This window comes from Amycolatopsis sp. w19 (genome assembly GCF_051373225.1).
Classification (GTDB): Bacteria; Actinomycetota; Actinomycetes; order Mycobacteriales; family Pseudonocardiaceae; genus Amycolatopsis; species Amycolatopsis japonica.
On sequence record NZ_JBPQFM010000018.1, the window covers coordinates 98,711 to 111,550 of the forward strand.

Sequence of the window (12,840 nt, forward strand, 5' to 3'; positions counted from 1 at the left end):
GGCAAGTGAATGGCCACTGTTGTGATGTGTAAATCAGCAATACGGGGGGTCTCAGCGGGGTGACGGCGCGATCGAAGCGGCGGTGGCCGGCTCGACCGGGGTGTGCGCGTCGTCGGGATTCGCCACCAGGATGCCGGAACGGAACGCGATCGTCACGGCGTGTGTGCGGTCGCGGGCCGAAAGCTTGCGCAAGATGCTCTTGACGTGCGTCCGCACGGTTTCGACGGACAGGAACAGGATCTTCGCGATCCCGGAGTTCTCCAGTCCCTCGGCCACCAGCTGCAGGACCTGGTACTCGCGGCGGGACAGCGGCATCAGGCCGCGCGCGGTCGCCGGCTTGGGGGCGTCGCCCGGCTTCGGGAGCACGGGCTGGCGCTTCGGCCGCGCCGTGAGCGCCGCCAGCGTCGGGTCGATGTAGCGGCGGTCGCTGTGCGCGCGCCGGATCGCCTCGGCCAGGTGTCGTCCGTCGGTCGCCCGCGGCACGATCGCGTGCACGCCCGCCGCGATCGCCGCGGCGAGGTACTGCTGGGTGCGGTTGGTGTCCCTGATCATCGTGATGATGACCAGCGCCGGGTCGCCGCCGCTGAGCAGCCGGGACAGATGGCAGTTCGGGTCGAGCGCCGAATCCAGCACGATGACGTCCGGTTTGAGCTGTTCGCACAGCTGGAGCGCGGCATGATGGCTCGCCGCGTGGCCGAGCCACGTCAGCCCCGGCGTGCGGTGGACCAGCGAGCTCAATCCCTCGCAGAAGATCGGGATCGGATCGACGGCGGCCACGCCGAGTCCGCGGCCGCCTGGCGACAGTCCGCCAGGCCTGCCGGCCTGCGTTCGGTTCGGCTCGATGCTTCGCATCACGGACCCCTCCGTTTTCGTGCCCGCCATCTCCGGACGAGAGGACTCGGAAGTCCATTCGGTGACCACTGCCCCCCGGCGTGGTCACCCTCGCCAACCGGTCCCCCCTGCGGGACCGGACAGAGATGACACCTCGTAACTATTACGAGTCGGTAGGTCGGAGCACGTGACGCGATATCCCCCTCATAGATGTATCGCCTCGTCGCAGCAAACTCTGCGTATCAACTGGTTGTGGATCTCTTGCTCGAATGAGCGCGCCGGCGGAGGATCCTGACCCGTTCACTACTGAGAGTGGACTTCGGCATGAAGTCGCCCGAACTCGTCCCCGAGCGCCGCGGGCGTCCAGTGCGCGTTCAGGCCGCTCGGATTCGGCAGTACCCAAACCCGCGCTCCGCCGATCTCGGTGTCTTGCGGGCCGATCTTCGCCTTCGGCAGGCCGAAGGCGGTCCGGTAGGCCGTGATCCCGACGACCGCGAGCCGGCGTGGCCGGAATTCGGCGACCCTGGCCGTGAGCAGACGGCCGCCTTCCCGGAACTCGTCCGGCGTCAGCTCGTCGGCCCGCGCCGTCGTCCGCGCGACGACGTTCGTGATGCCGAGACCGAGGCCGAGCAGTTCGTCCTGCTCGCTGGGGTCGAGCAGGCGCGGGGTGAAGCCGCCGCGGTACAGCGCGGGCCAGAACCGGTTCCCCGGCCGGGCGAAGTGCAGGCCGAGGGCGCCCGAGTAGAGGCCGGGGTTGATCCCGCAGAACAGCACGTCCAGATCGGGCGCGATGACGTCGTCGATGGTCTTGCCGTAGGCGGCGGCCAGCTCGTCCTTGGTCGGTTTGGTCCTCACGGGGCCAGTTTCCGGCACGCTGGTGGGTATGGAGCAGGGGACGTTCACGGCGGACGGGTGTTCGGTGGAGGTGTACCGGCTGCTGCCGCCCGGCGACGAGCCGGGGATCGTGCACGCGGCGGTCCCGGCGGGGGCCTCGATCCTGGAGCTCGGCAGCGGCGCCGGGCGGGTCACGCACGCGTTGCTGGAGCTCGGGCATCCGGTGGTCGCGGTGGACGATTCGCCGGAGATGCTCGCCAACGTCCGTGCCGAGAAGGTGTGTTCGAAGATCGAAGACCTGCGGCTCGGCCGGCTCTTCGACGTGGTGTTGCTCGGCAGCCACCTGGTCAACACCGCCTCGGAAGCCGATCGGGCGGCCTTCCTGGCCACCGCCCGCGCGCATGTCGTGCCCGGCGGGCGGGTGCTCGTCGAATGGCATCCGCCGGAGTGGTTCGAGTCGGTCCGCGACGGTCAGGGCGGCAGGCTCGGCGAGGTCGACGTCCGGCTCGGCCAGGTCGTCCGCGACGGCGACCTGCTCTCGGCCGTCGTGCGGTATTCGGCGGGCATCCGGTGGTGGAGCCAGGCGTTCACCTGCCGACGCCTGGACCCGCAGGCCCTGAAAGCCGCCCTGACCAGCGCAGACCTGGCCTTCGAACGCTGGCACACCGAGGGGCGGACCTGGTTCTCGGCGAGCCCCGAGTGACCTGCGACACCCACTTTCGTCTCAAGGGGTGGTCAACTCAGCACGATGTGCGTACTGTTTGTGATCTCGCACACAAGGTCGTCTTCGAGGAGGCGTTTTGCAGCTCTCGCTCATCCTCGGCCTGGTCGCGTTGATCTTCGTGGTGGCCACCGTGCTGGTGATCGCGGAAGACCGGCGGGCCGCGCGGCGCGCGGCCCAGCGACGGCAGGCGAGGCTAGCGGACCTGGGCGAGGTCGACCCGCTCGCGGCGCGGAAGCTGAAGCTCGACCGTTGAGGGAACGGGTTTGCGCACGAGGCTGAGCAGCAGGGCCCCGGCGATCCAGCCGAGCATCGCGCCACCGGTGTTGTTGAGCAGGTCGTCGACGTCGAAGATCCGGTAGACGTAGGGCGCGGTGCCGAAGTTCGCGGTCAGCTGTGTGATCTCGATCAGCAGCGAAGCGGCGAGGCCGATCAGCGTCGTGCCGACGAGGCCGCGCTTCCACAGCGTCCTGGCGAAGAAGCCGAGCGGGACGAACAGCAGCACGTTCATGGTGGCCTGCTGGAAGGTCTGCGTGGTGAACCAGTCGGCCATCGGCAGCCCGTGCTTCAGCAGTTCGGTGTGGATGTCGGCGACCCACTGGAACGGCTGCAGCTGCACGGTCTGGCTCAGCCGTTTGACGCCGGGGCCGGGCAGTGGCAGGAAGGTCACCGCCAGCGTCATGGTCGCGTAGAGCAGCACGGCGGCCATGGTCAGGACGGGACGAAGCCGAACTCGGCCGTGCCGCGCGTGCAGGACGATCAGCTGCGGGATCAGCACCGTCGCCCAGAGCGCGAAGAAGCCGATCAAGCCGTACTGCAGGGCGGTGACCTGTGCGTTCGTCATGACCACGACGTTATGGATCATGAGGGGTCCGCCACTTCGGTCGAAGGGCCGCGGCGGACGGCGCCGGATCGGCCGAGTGGCCGACCCCGATCTTGGCCGATCGGCGATATTCGTTCCCCGATCCACCGCTCGACGTGGGATTCTGCCCGGATGTTGCTCGTTCGACGGCTCGTCCCCTCGGACCTCGACGTCTTCCGCGAGGTCCGCCTGCGTGCCCTGACGGACACCCCCGAGAACTACGGCTCCATCGCCGCGGCCGAAAGCGCGCAATCCGACGAGGAGTGGCTCGCGAAGCTGGCAGGCGACGTCTGGTTCGCCGCCTTCGACGACGGGCGTCCGGTCGGTCTCGTCGCCGGACGGGCGCGGGACGACGGCTGGATCCTCTACTCGATGTGGGTCGCGCCCGAAGCCCGGGGCCGGGGGTTGGGCACCAGGCTGATGGGCGAGGTGCGGTCGGCCGCCGAGGACGACGGCGCGCGCGAGGTGTGGCTGCACGTCGCGGAGGACAACGACCGGGCGCGGCGGCTGTACCTGAAGCTCGGGTTCATCGCGACGGGTGAACTGGAGCCGATGCCGAACGACGTCACCCGTCGGCGCGAACGTCTTTATTTACCTGTTACCGCCGGTAGCAGTTAATGGCTTAACCTCGCGGGATGGACAACGTCGTCTTCGACCGCGCCGGCAAGGGCGAGCCCTTGGTGCTGATCCACGGGGTCGGCCATCGCCGTCAGGCCTGGTCGCCCGTACTCGGCCTGCTCACCCCGCACCGGGACGTCATCACCGTCGACCTGCCCGGGTTCGGCGAATCGGCGCCGCATTCCGGCGGTTACGGCGTCGAAGCGGCCGTCGAGATGTTCGGGAAGTTCTTCGACGACCTCGGCCTCGGCAAACCGCACGTCGCGGGCAACTCGCTCGGCGGGCTGCTGTCGCTCGCGCTCGGGGAGGCGGGCCTGGTCCGCAGCGTGACGGCGTTGTCCCCGGCCGGGCTGTGGACGCCGCGGCAGCAGCGGTACGCGCTGAGCATGTTGCGCACCCATCGCCTGCTCGCCGAGCGGATCCCGGAACGCACCGCGCGGCGGCTCGCCGCGACTCCGGCGGGCCGGTCGATGCTGACCGGGATGATCGTCGGCCGCCCGGACCGGCTCACCACGCAGGTCGTCATGGAGGACATCCGCGCGCTCGCCGGCTGCCCCGGTTTCCGGCCGACGCTGGAGCAGGCCCGCGTCGGTTTCCGGTTCGAAGGCGTCGTCCGGGACGTGCCGGTGACCATCGCGTGGGCGGAACGCGACCGCATCCTCGCCCGCCCGAAGGCCGCCGAACTGCGCCGGATCGCGCCGGAGGCCGAGCTGCTGGTGCTGCGGGGATGCGGGCACGTGCCGATGAACGACGAGCCCGAACTGGTCGCGCGGGTACTGCTCGACGGCAGCTCACGCGTCATGTGACGGTTGCCTATCGTCCTCCTTTTTCCTCTGGTGAAGGTCAAATCCGCAAGGCAGACTCCTCCGCCGTGCGCCCAACAATGAAGCTCTCCATCCGGCTGGCCGTCGTCGCCGGTGCCGCGCTGACCGCGCTGGCCGCCGTCGCCGCGCCCGCGTCCGCCGCGTCGGCGACCACCGACGTCCGGCTGATCACGTTCAACGACCTGCACGGCAACCTCGAACCGCCGTCCGGTTCCAGCGGCCGTGTCACGCTGCCCGACGGCAAGACCGTCAACGCGGGCGGCGCCGCCTACCTCGCGACGCACCTGAAGCAGCTTCGCGGCGAAGCGCGCAACTCGGTCGTCCTGTCGGCCGGTGACAGCATCGGCGCGTCGCCGGTGATCTCGGCGCTGTTCCACGACGAGCCGACGATCGAACTGCTGAACCGGCTCGGCGTCGAAGCTTCCGTGGTGGGCAACCACGAATTCGACGAGGGCCTCAAGGAACTCCGCCGGATGCAGCATGGTGGCTGCCACCCCACCGACGGCTGCCAGTTCCGCGAATCCTTCAAGGGCGCGAACTTCCCCTTCCTCGGGTCCAATGTGTACTACGAGAACGGCGTCCCGGCGTTGCTGCCGTTCAGCATCGAGGTCTCCGGCGGCGTCCCGATCGGCGTCATCGGCGCCACGCTGAAGGATCTGCCGCAGGTCGTCACCCCGGAGGCGATCAAGGGCCTCAAGTTCGGCGAAGAGGTCCAGGCCATCGATCGCACGGCCAAGCTGCTCGACTTCTTCGGGGTCAAGGCGCAGGTCGTGCTGCTGCACCAGGGCGACAACTCCGAGACCGCCGGTCCGGACGAGTGCAAGGTCAAGCCGGGCGCGGCGACCGCGATCGCGCAGAAGGTGACGTCCAAAGTGGACGCCATCTTCACCGGGCACAGCCACCAGCAGTACAACTGCGTGATCAACGATCCCGAGGGCGCCCCGCGTCCGGTGATCCAGGGCGCGTCGTTCGGCCGTCTGCTGTCGGTCGTCGACCTGAAGATCGACCGCCGGACCCGCGACGTCGTCCGTGGCGAGACCAAGGCGCACAACCAGATCGTCACCCGCGACGTCACCCCGGACGCCGACGTGGTGAAGCTGATCGACGAGGCGAAGACCAAGGCCGCGCCGATCGCGAACAAGGCCGTCGGCACCATCACCGCGGATCTGGTCGCCAAGGGCGCGGCGTCCGGTGAGTCGCCGCTGGGCGACGTCATCGCCGACGCCCAGCTCGAAGCCACGAAGTCGAACGGCGCGCAGATCGCGATGACGAACCCGGGCGGTATCCGCACGGACTTCACCTACGCGTCGTCGCCCGCCGGCGAAGGCGACGGTGTCGTGACCTACGGCGAGGCGTTCGCCGTGCAGCCGTTCGCGAACATCATGCAGACGATCACGCTCACCGGCGCGAACCTGAAGAACGTGCTCGAACAGCAGTGGCAGGCCAACGGCGTCGTGCGCACGCTGCAGATCTCGAAGTCGCTGAAGTACTCGTACTCGGCGTCGGCGGCTCAGGGTTCGCGCGTTTCGAACCTGACGCTCGACGGCGCGCCGATCGACCCGGCGGCGTCGTACCGCGTTTCGGTGAACAACTTCCTCGCCGCCGGCGGGGACGGCTTCACCGAGTTCACGAAGGGGACCGGCCTGTCGGGTGGTCCGGTGGACCTGGACGCGCTGATCGCGTACTTCGGGGCGCACCCGGGCATCGCTCCGCCGCCCGCGGACCGGATCACCGTCCTGCCGTAGCCCCCCTCGCGCGCCATGAAAGGTCCTTTCCTTGCGAAATTTGCGAGGAAAGGACCTTTCCTTGCATTCGCCGGGTGGTTTTGTCAGTGACCCAGGGCACAATGTCCGCCATGACGACCTGGGAAGAAGTCGTGGCTCTGGCGGGCAGGTTGCCGGAGGTCGAGGAGTCCACGTCGTACCGCACGCCGTCGCTCAAGGTCGCGGGCAAGAACTTCGCCCGGCTGCGCACCGAGGCCGAGGGCGGGCTGATGCTGCTGTGCGAGCACGCGGAGAAGGAGGCCCTGCTGGCTTCCGGCGACCCCGCGTACTTCACCACGCCGCATTACGACGGCTACGGCGCGATCCTCGTCGACCTCGAGAAGGTGGAGAAGGCGCAGTTGAGCGAACTCATCGAGGAGGCCTGGCGGATGAAGGCACCCGCCAGGCTCACGAAAGGACTGAACGACTAGCGGAGTTCCCCTTCGAGCAGGCTCATCAGGTACTCGTCGTGCCACTGGCCGTTCTGGCCGCGGAACGACTGCCGATGCCTGCCGTCCACCTGGAACCCGAGCTTCTTGTAGATGTGGATCGCGGCCTCGTTGTCGACCACGACCCACAGCGCGATCATGTGCAGCCGCATCATGTCGAAGCCGTAGCGGCAGAGCGTGCGCATGGCGTCGGTGCCGTAGCCGCCGCCCCAGTGGTCCTTCTCGCCGAGGTAGATGTCGAGTTCCGCGCGGCCCTGCTCCGGGGTGGCGTCGCGCAGGGTGCAGGTGCCGATCAAGGTGCCGACGGCGAGGCTCTCGATCGCGAACTCCACCTGGCTGAAGCTGTTGGGTTTCCGGTGGGTGAAGCGTTCGCGGATCTGGGCGAGGGATTCCGGGTGGTCCGCGGGCAGCCAGCGCGTGACCTCCGGGTCGTTGTGCCAGCGCCACAGCGTGTCCGCGTCCTCGGGTTCCAGCGGGCGCAAGCGGATCAGTTCACCGGTCAGCATCGTCCATCCCAAGATCGGTATCGGACTTTCCAGACTATTGGGCGACACCCTCGAGCAGCCACCGCTTAACGGGGACTTCCAGCAGCACTCTGGCGCCGAACGGGGCGATCTCCACCCCGGCCGTCCAGCCGTCGTACTTCGCCGCCAGGGCCGCAAGGACGTCTTCGCGCAAAGCTCCTCGATGGACGCGCGCCATCCCTTCGGCGACCGCCGGAGCGTCGCCGTCCTCGAGCGCGAGGCTGACCCGCGGATCGCCGTCGATGTTGCGCACCTTGACGTTCCGCTCGCCGCTTCCGATCCAGAAGACGTCGTCGAGATACACGAACCACACCGGCGTGACGTGCGGCGATCCGCCCCCGCGGAGCGTGCACAACCAGGCGTTGCGCTCCCTGGCGAGCCGTTCGATAAGCGATTGATCACGTTTCACCTGGTCAGCCTGCCCGAAAGCTAGGGTGCCGGGCGTATGAAGGTCCACCAGTACTGCTACTTCGCCTTGAAGAGCGAAACCGTGTCCGCCGGGGAGATCACCGCGCGGCTCGGCATGGAGCCCGACGAGGTGCTGGTACTGGGTTCGCGGTCCGCCGAACACCGGTTGCCGCGGATGCACGCCTGGAAGGTGACGCATCGCGGTTCGGAACCGGTCGACGACCAGATCGAGAGCGTGATCGGCAGGCTCGCCCCGGTCCGCCCGGAAATCCGGCGGCTGGTGGACGAAGGCGTGAGCGCGGTGCTGCAGGTGGTGCGCTACTTCCATCATCGTGACGGCGGCGAGGAATTCGGCTGGCATCTCTCGCCCGCCGTGATCGCGTTCCTCACCGAAGCGGCGGCCGCGCTCGACGTCGACGAGTACGACCTCAGCGAATGACCTTCCGCCGGTCGTGGTGGGATGGTGCCCCACAGCCGGACAACCCCGTTGGGAGCCCAGCATGTCGAGCGAGAACTGGCCGCTGAGTCAGGATCCCGAGTCGCCGGTGATCATCTCCCGGTCGCTGGTGGAGGACCCGTCGAACCTCGCGTTCGTCGTCCTGGACGACGACGGCGACTGGTTCATCAGCGACGGCAACGAGTTCTCCGAGGACATGGAGGAGAACAAGGACGCGTTCGGCGCGCTGCCCCTGCGGGACGCGGTGGAGCTCATCCCGGAGATCGCCGCGCTGGCAGGCCTCCCCACCGGCATGGCCGCCGACTGGGATCCGGAACGGCGCACCTGGCTGCTGAGCTCGGTCGCCGACTCGGATGACGACGAGGAAGACCTCCTGGTGCGCGCCGCCCGCCTCGCCGCGTGGACGCATCCCGGCTCGCCGCTGGAAGAAGTCCAGGTGAGCACCGAACTCGCCGAGATCTCCACCGACCCGGCAGCCCCGGCGCGCGCCGTCCGGCAGGTCGTCCGCGAGGCCGACGGAAGCTGGCTGCTCGTCGGCTTCCAGGTCCCGGAAAGCGAGGATTTCGAGGTCGAAGCCCTCGAGATGGAACACGCCGTCACGCTGTATCCGGATGTCGCGCTGGTGCTGAGCGCCGCGCCCGGCCAGGTGTACGACCGGCCGAGCGCCGACGCCCCTTGGGAACTCGTCGAAGGCTGACGCTCAGCCCCGGCCGAAGTCGCAATACATGACGTGCAACCCGATGCGCCCCAGCGTCGGGTGCTCGAACGCGCCCGGCACCGTTCCGACGATCTCGAACCCCAGCCGCTCGTAGATCCGGATCCCGGCCGCGTTCGACTCGGCGACCGCGTTGAACTGCATCCCGGCGAAACCCCGTTCCCTGGCCCAATCCAGGGCGTCCGCGCACAGCGCACCACCGATGCCCTTGCCGCGAACGTCCTTGTCCACCATGAAACTGGCCGTCGCCACATGGGACCCGGGCCCGCCGCGGTTCGGGCCCATCTTGGCCGTGCCGAGCACGCGGCCACCCTCGACCGCGACCACCGTCCGGCCCGGCGGCGTCTCGACCCAGGTGCCGCGGGCGTCGTCCTCGGTGAGGTTCGGGTCGTAGGTGTACGTGTCCGCCGCGCGCACGACTTCGCGCACGATCGGCCAGACCTGTGCCCAGTCGTCTTGGGTGAACTCCCGGATTTCCATACCTGGCACGGTAACGACGCTGGGAAGTCAATAACCGGCCCGGCGGTTCCGGCGCCACCGCCAGGCGAAGCCGGAGAGCAAGAGCAGGCCGGCGACCGTCAAACCCGAGCCGATCCAAATCCGCGTCGAGCCGGATTCCCGCTCGACGCGGATCCCCGGCGGCAATCCGGCCGCGATCCCGTCGATCTTGGCCTGGACCGAACGATGATCGAAGACGCTCAGCTCGCCGTCTTCCGCCAACGTCGCCAGCCAGCGGCGAATCTCGTCGTTCTGCTCGCGGGAGAAACCGGGGAATTCGAGCGAGGCGTCGCGCAGCACTCCCGGACCCATACACCTCAGCGGGTCCCCTGTGGACGCGTCGAGATATTGGCCTGTCGCCCCGCATTCGTCACCCGCCTTGGCGAAAACGACGGTGTACGGCCCCGGGGTACTGCCCGTGTTCAAGCCGATGACGAGGAAGATCCCGCCGACCAGGAGGAGCGGAAGGATCAGCGACCCGGCCACGACGGTGAGCAAGGCCGCGGCCGTACCGTCGCTCGACATTCTCCGCACGGTGCAGAAGGTAGCCGCAGGGTGCGGGGACGAGTCCCGAGCTTCGACTCGGGTCGCGACAGGGCCGGTGACGCGTGACTGTGTGGATTTCGGGACGTCAGATGTCCCGAAATCCACACAGTCCCGGCGAAACCACGCTCGGCGTAGACGGTGATCCGTTGCGTATCACCGACAAGCATGTTGATCACCCGGTTCACATCGCCGATGCTCGCGACGTAGTCATCCAGCGGCAACGGCCGGGAAGCGCAGATGATGTCCACCCCGGGCCATAGGTTCCTGCAGGTCGCGTAAGCCCGCTGCTGTTAGTACGGCCGAGAGATGGGAACGACCAAGATCGCACGTGGGGCGCGGAGGTCGTCCGGCAGGGTCGCGGCCATCATAGGACTCCAAAGCGAAAGCCCCAGGTCGTAAGTGGACATCCACTGACCTGGGGCTTTCGCGTGAGAGCGGATGACGGGAATCGAACCCGCGTATTCAGCTTGGGAACCAGGGTGATCATGCTGGAAAGTGACCCTGACCTGCGGGCGGCGCTTGCTCGGGGTGGCTGCGATTGACCTTGGTTGACCCCTCTGAATGGCCCGTTAATGGCCCAACGCTCCCTGTCTCTACCTGCGTCTTTGTGCCTGTTTGCTCCGCTTCCCTCGCCCCTGCCATCTCTAGCGCCGGGTCGGTCGTGTCAAGGCACGCTTTCCCGCCTTGATGCGGGCGGCACGGTGTTAGACGCTGAGCAGCGAGGGACACTCGGTGACCACTGCCACGCGGTGAGGTGGGTCGGGTGATCTGGCGTCGTGCTCCATGGGTCTCCGGTGGAGGCGGCGCGCTGTGCGGTGCTGCCTCGTCGGCGGGCTCGCCCGGCGGCGCCTGCCGGAGCGGAGCGGGAGGCCGGCGTCCGCCATGGGGCGAAGCCCGCCGTACGGGCGTGACGTGCGCGCCGCCGCTGGCGGCGCCTTGATCCCATAGAGCCAAGTTCGGCAGGAACACGACACGGCATCCTGCTGTGGCGCCTCGGGCCAGTGGCCTAGTCCGAAGGAGGGTTGACTGCGTACCAAAATCCTCGGGCGTCATCCACGTTCGCGAGGCTATGGCTTAAAGGGTTCGAATGGTAGCGAGTGTACTTTGAGTCAGTCTTTAGGCTAACCGAGATTAGCAATCTTTCGCTAACGTCATCTTCGGTTATCGTTTCAACGAAGGTTACTTCGCTTCCAATGGCCGCTTCTCGTGGTGGAAACTCTATTCCGCCCTTAGATTTACAGACCGACCATTCGAGTGCTCGTTCTAGGGTTGCGAATGCGGATCCAGTAAAAGTCAAAGTGTCGCCAACTTCGAGGCGGACAAATGGCGTGAAGGCACCCCTGTCGTCGACGCCCAGTCCGCGATGTCCAAAATTATCTCTAATCTCTTCGATGAGCGGGTAGTACTGAGCTGAAGGATTATGCAAGCGGCTTCGGTAGATTGAAATCTGGTTCCTGAGCTGGCCGGCTATGCCAGACAGGAGCTGTTCTTCAAAGAACACCAGGTCGCGACTATGGGCAATGCTGTTCCGAACATCGTTTACGACTCCAAAAAAGGCGGTGGTTCTCTGCTTGTCGCCAAGGACTGGCTTAAATGCTTCCCAGTTCTTCTCGATCAGACCGGTGAGGTGATACATTTCGGTATAGTTGAGCAGATCGTCCGATACATGAGTGCCATCGCGGCGTCTTTGCTCTTCAGATCGACGGTCTTCCAGCTTTGGTTGTTCAGGGGCGCCATTGGCATTTAGCCAGTTCTCGCCAAGCGTGGATCGGATGGCAAGGCGCAGAGCTACCTCAATTGACTTCAGTGCTCGGTTTGGCTTCAAATGCATTGAATTCTCCCCGGGGATTGGATGGGTAAAAGGAATTTTGAGCTCTTAAGATCTTTGAGATTGTATAACTGGGCACTATTCACGGATGACTAAAAGGTGGCTTGCCAGCTGCTTCATTGTACTGAGGGTCGTTATCGTGGCCAACCTTGTTACTAGCCAGCAGATGCCGGAGCGGTTTTTGCGGTCGCGTGAGCTTAGGCTTAGAACTCAAGTGATCAGAGATGATCGTGTCTTGGCTGACGGAGTGGGCACAGTGGTGGTCGTGAAGCCTGACGGGGCGACAGGCTGCCGGTCAGAGCAACCGAGCCCTATATCCAGACCAAACCAAGCGATCGAAGGCGCTAGACACCTTTGCTGGAACCTCTTGGCGAATAGCGAAGCCGCGCTCGGCGTAGGCAGTGATGCGCTGGGTGTCGCCGACCAGCATGTTGATGACGCGGTCCACGTCGCCGATGCTCTCGATGTACTCGTCCAGCGGGAGCGGCCGCGAAGCGCAGATGACGTCGACCTCGGGCCAGAGCTTCTTGCAGGTCGCGTAGGCGCGTCGCTGCTGGTACGGCCGCGAGATGAGGACGACAGACTCGACCTTGGTGCCGCGTGATTCCAGCAATGCGCGAGTGAGCGTGATGTTGTCCCCGGTGTTCCGTGCCTCAGGCTCAACCAGGATCGCGTGATCCGGTACGCCCAGCTCAAGCGCATGTTTGCGGTAGTGGACAGCCTCACCGCGCGGGAACCGTTCGATGGTCGTCGGGGCGTTGGCCCCGGTGAAGACGATGAGCGGGAACATTCCAGCCTGGAACAGTTCCGCGGTGAAGGTCGCGACCCCGAGATCGTGACTACCGAGTCCGATCCCGACGTCGGCGGGCCGGAGTTCGTGGTGCATGTCGTGGTAGTCCCAGAGCGTCTGGACGTCGGCGCGGAGGTCGTCCGGCAGGGTGGTCGAACGCTCGGGCATCTGG

The 12,840-nt window shown here is 66.6% G+C and carries 17 protein-coding genes and 1 pseudogene; 8 read left to right on the forward strand and 10 right to left on the reverse strand.

The window, feature by feature from the left end:
- Positions 1-51 precede the first annotated feature (51 nt).
- Both ACSMFO_RS29575 and mug read right to left on the reverse strand, forming a co-directional pair.
- Positions 52-852, reverse strand: a complete 801-nt coding sequence (locus tag ACSMFO_RS29575; RefSeq protein ID WP_350575841.1) for a response regulator transcription factor — start codon at positions 850-852, stop codon at positions 52-54.
- A 282-nt stretch (positions 853-1,134) separates the two neighbouring features.
- The gene (mug, locus tag ACSMFO_RS29580; protein WP_436461284.1) at positions 1,135-1,686 is read right to left on the reverse strand and encodes a G/U mismatch-specific DNA glycosylase; all 552 of its coding nucleotides are present in this window, start codon (positions 1,684-1,686) and stop codon (positions 1,135-1,137) included.
- A gap of 28 nt (positions 1,687-1,714) precedes the next feature.
- Here mug and ACSMFO_RS29585 point away from each other — a divergent pair, with 28 nt between their 5' ends.
- Positions 1,715-2,368, forward strand: a complete 654-nt coding sequence (locus tag ACSMFO_RS29585) for a class I SAM-dependent methyltransferase (RefSeq protein WP_436461285.1) — start codon at positions 1,715-1,717, stop codon at positions 2,366-2,368.
- 97 nt (positions 2,369-2,465) lie between these two features.
- Positions 2,466-2,642: a hypothetical protein gene (locus ACSMFO_RS29590; protein WP_167551731.1), complete on the forward strand. Its 177-nt coding sequence runs from the start codon at positions 2,466-2,468 to the stop codon at positions 2,640-2,642.
- On the opposite strand, the gene ACSMFO_RS29595 is transcribed toward ACSMFO_RS29590, so the two are convergent.
- Positions 2,583-3,230 (reverse strand): VanZ family protein, encoded by a 648-nt coding sequence (locus ACSMFO_RS29595; RefSeq protein ID WP_436461286.1) that lies wholly within the window; start codon positions 3,228-3,230, stop codon positions 2,583-2,585. The genes ACSMFO_RS29590 and ACSMFO_RS29595 overlap by 60 nt on opposite strands.
- 150 nt (positions 3,231-3,380) lie before the next feature.
- Between ACSMFO_RS29595 and ACSMFO_RS29600 the strand changes: the two genes are divergently transcribed.
- The 4 genes from ACSMFO_RS29600 to ACSMFO_RS29615 all read left to right on the forward strand — a co-directional run bounded on the left by ACSMFO_RS29600 (position 3,381) and on the right by ACSMFO_RS29615 (position 6,884).
- The gene (locus ACSMFO_RS29600) at positions 3,381-3,866 is read left to right on the forward strand and encodes a GNAT family N-acetyltransferase (RefSeq protein WP_073845845.1); all 486 of its coding nucleotides are present in this window, start codon (positions 3,381-3,383) and stop codon (positions 3,864-3,866) included.
- 17 nt (positions 3,867-3,883) lie between these two features.
- Positions 3,884-4,672, forward strand: coding sequence for an alpha/beta fold hydrolase (locus ACSMFO_RS29605; protein ID WP_436461287.1), 789 nt, complete (start codon positions 3,884-3,886; stop codon positions 4,670-4,672).
- Between the two features lie 77 nt (positions 4,673-4,749).
- Entirely contained in the window at positions 4,750-6,435 is a 1,686-nt protein-coding gene (locus tag ACSMFO_RS29610) for a bifunctional metallophosphatase/5'-nucleotidase (protein WP_436461342.1), read from the forward strand.
- 110 nt (positions 6,436-6,545) lie between these two features.
- Positions 6,546-6,884, forward strand: coding sequence for an MmcQ/YjbR family DNA-binding protein (locus tag ACSMFO_RS29615; protein ID WP_037334431.1), 339 nt, complete (start codon positions 6,546-6,548; stop codon positions 6,882-6,884).
- On the opposite strand, the gene ACSMFO_RS29620 is transcribed toward ACSMFO_RS29615, so the two are convergent.
- Together ACSMFO_RS29620 and ACSMFO_RS29625 are read right to left on the reverse strand one after the other, a co-directional pair.
- Positions 6,881-7,408 (reverse strand): GNAT family N-acetyltransferase, encoded by a 528-nt coding sequence (locus tag ACSMFO_RS29620; protein ID WP_436461288.1) that lies wholly within the window; start codon positions 7,406-7,408, stop codon positions 6,881-6,883. The two genes, ACSMFO_RS29615 and ACSMFO_RS29620, sit on opposite strands and share 4 nt — an antisense overlap.
- Before the next feature lie 34 nt (positions 7,409-7,442).
- Positions 7,443-7,835 carry a pyridoxamine 5'-phosphate oxidase family protein gene (locus tag ACSMFO_RS29625; protein WP_436461289.1) on the reverse strand — a complete coding sequence of 131 codons (393 nt, stop codon included), beginning with the start codon at positions 7,833-7,835 and terminating at the stop codon, positions 7,443-7,445.
- A 36-nt stretch (positions 7,836-7,871) separates the two neighbouring features.
- Between ACSMFO_RS29625 and ACSMFO_RS29630 the strand changes: the two genes are divergently transcribed.
- Together ACSMFO_RS29630 and ACSMFO_RS29635 are read left to right on the forward strand one after the other, a co-directional pair.
- Positions 7,872-8,273, forward strand: coding sequence for a DUF4279 domain-containing protein (locus ACSMFO_RS29630; protein ID WP_016338169.1), 402 nt, complete (start codon positions 7,872-7,874; stop codon positions 8,271-8,273).
- 61 nt (positions 8,274-8,334) lie between these two features.
- Entirely contained in the window at positions 8,335-8,988 is a 654-nt protein-coding gene (locus tag ACSMFO_RS29635) for a hypothetical protein (RefSeq protein WP_436461290.1), read from the forward strand.
- 3 nt (positions 8,989-8,991) lie between these two features.
- Here the strand turns inward: ACSMFO_RS29635 and ACSMFO_RS29640 are convergent, their stop codons facing one another.
- The 5 genes and pseudogenes from ACSMFO_RS29640 to ACSMFO_RS29660 form a co-directional block, all read right to left on the reverse strand.
- Positions 8,992-9,486, reverse strand: coding sequence for a GNAT family N-acetyltransferase (locus ACSMFO_RS29640; protein WP_125732992.1), 495 nt, complete (start codon positions 9,484-9,486; stop codon positions 8,992-8,994).
- Positions 9,487-9,513: 27 nt separating this feature from the next.
- Positions 9,514-10,029: a hypothetical protein gene (locus tag ACSMFO_RS29645; RefSeq protein ID WP_436461291.1), complete on the reverse strand. Its 516-nt coding sequence runs from the start codon at positions 10,027-10,029 to the stop codon at positions 9,514-9,516.
- A gap of 134 nt (positions 10,030-10,163) precedes the next feature.
- Positions 10,164-10,367, reverse strand: a pseudogene (locus ACSMFO_RS29650) (YdcF family protein); the annotation flags it as partial.
- A gap of 689 nt (positions 10,368-11,056) precedes the next feature.
- Entirely contained in the window at positions 11,057-11,881 is an 825-nt protein-coding gene (locus ACSMFO_RS29655; protein ID WP_436461292.1) for a hypothetical protein, read from the reverse strand.
- A gap of 292 nt (positions 11,882-12,173) precedes the next feature.
- On the reverse strand, positions 12,174-12,836 hold the full coding sequence (locus ACSMFO_RS29660; RefSeq protein WP_436461293.1) for a YdcF family protein: 663 nt from the start codon (positions 12,834-12,836) through the stop codon (positions 12,174-12,176).
- Positions 12,837-12,840: the final 4 nt, after the last annotated feature.

Excerpts from the sequence above, each read along its gene's own strand:
- ACSMFO_RS29635 (WP_436461290.1), top strand. The coding sequence starts at position 8,335 with ATGTCGAGCGAGAACTGGCCGCTGAGTCAGGATCCCGAGTCGCCGGTG.
- ACSMFO_RS29630 (WP_016338169.1), top strand. The coding sequence starts at position 7,872 with ATGAAGGTCCACCAGTACTGCTACTTCGCCTTGAAGAGCGAAACCGTG.
- ACSMFO_RS29600 (WP_073845845.1), top strand. The coding sequence starts at position 3,381 with ATGTTGCTCGTTCGACGGCTCGTCCCCTCGGACCTCGACGTCTTCCGC.
- ACSMFO_RS29645 (WP_436461291.1), bottom strand. The coding sequence starts at position 10,029 with ATGTCGAGCGACGGTACGGCCGCGGCCTTGCTCACCGTCGTGGCCGGG.
- ACSMFO_RS29640 (WP_125732992.1), bottom strand. The coding sequence starts at position 9,486 with ATGGAAATCCGGGAGTTCACCCAAGACGACTGGGCACAGGTCTGGCCG.
- ACSMFO_RS29655 (WP_436461292.1), bottom strand. The coding sequence starts at position 11,881 with ATGCATTTGAAGCCAAACCGAGCACTGAAGTCAATTGAGGTAGCTCTG.
- ACSMFO_RS29605 (WP_436461287.1), top strand. The coding sequence starts at position 3,884 with ATGGACAACGTCGTCTTCGACCGCGCCGGCAAGGGCGAGCCCTTGGTG.
- ACSMFO_RS29615 (WP_037334431.1), top strand. The coding sequence starts at position 6,546 with ATGACGACCTGGGAAGAAGTCGTGGCTCTGGCGGGCAGGTTGCCGGAG.
- ACSMFO_RS29595 (WP_436461286.1), bottom strand. The coding sequence starts at position 3,230 with ATGACGAACGCACAGGTCACCGCCCTGCAGTACGGCTTGATCGGCTTC.
- ACSMFO_RS29660 (WP_436461293.1), bottom strand. The coding sequence starts at position 12,836 with ATGCCCGAGCGTTCGACCACCCTGCCGGACGACCTCCGCGCCGACGTC.
- ACSMFO_RS29585 (WP_436461285.1), top strand. The coding sequence starts at position 1,715 with ATGGAGCAGGGGACGTTCACGGCGGACGGGTGTTCGGTGGAGGTGTAC.
- ACSMFO_RS29610 (WP_436461342.1), top strand. The coding sequence starts at position 4,750 with ATGAAGCTCTCCATCCGGCTGGCCGTCGTCGCCGGTGCCGCGCTGACC.
- ACSMFO_RS29620 (WP_436461288.1), bottom strand. The coding sequence starts at position 7,408 with ATGCTGACCGGTGAACTGATCCGCTTGCGCCCGCTGGAACCCGAGGAC.
- ACSMFO_RS29575 (WP_350575841.1), bottom strand. The coding sequence starts at position 852 with ATGCGAAGCATCGAGCCGAACCGAACGCAGGCCGGCAGGCCTGGCGGA.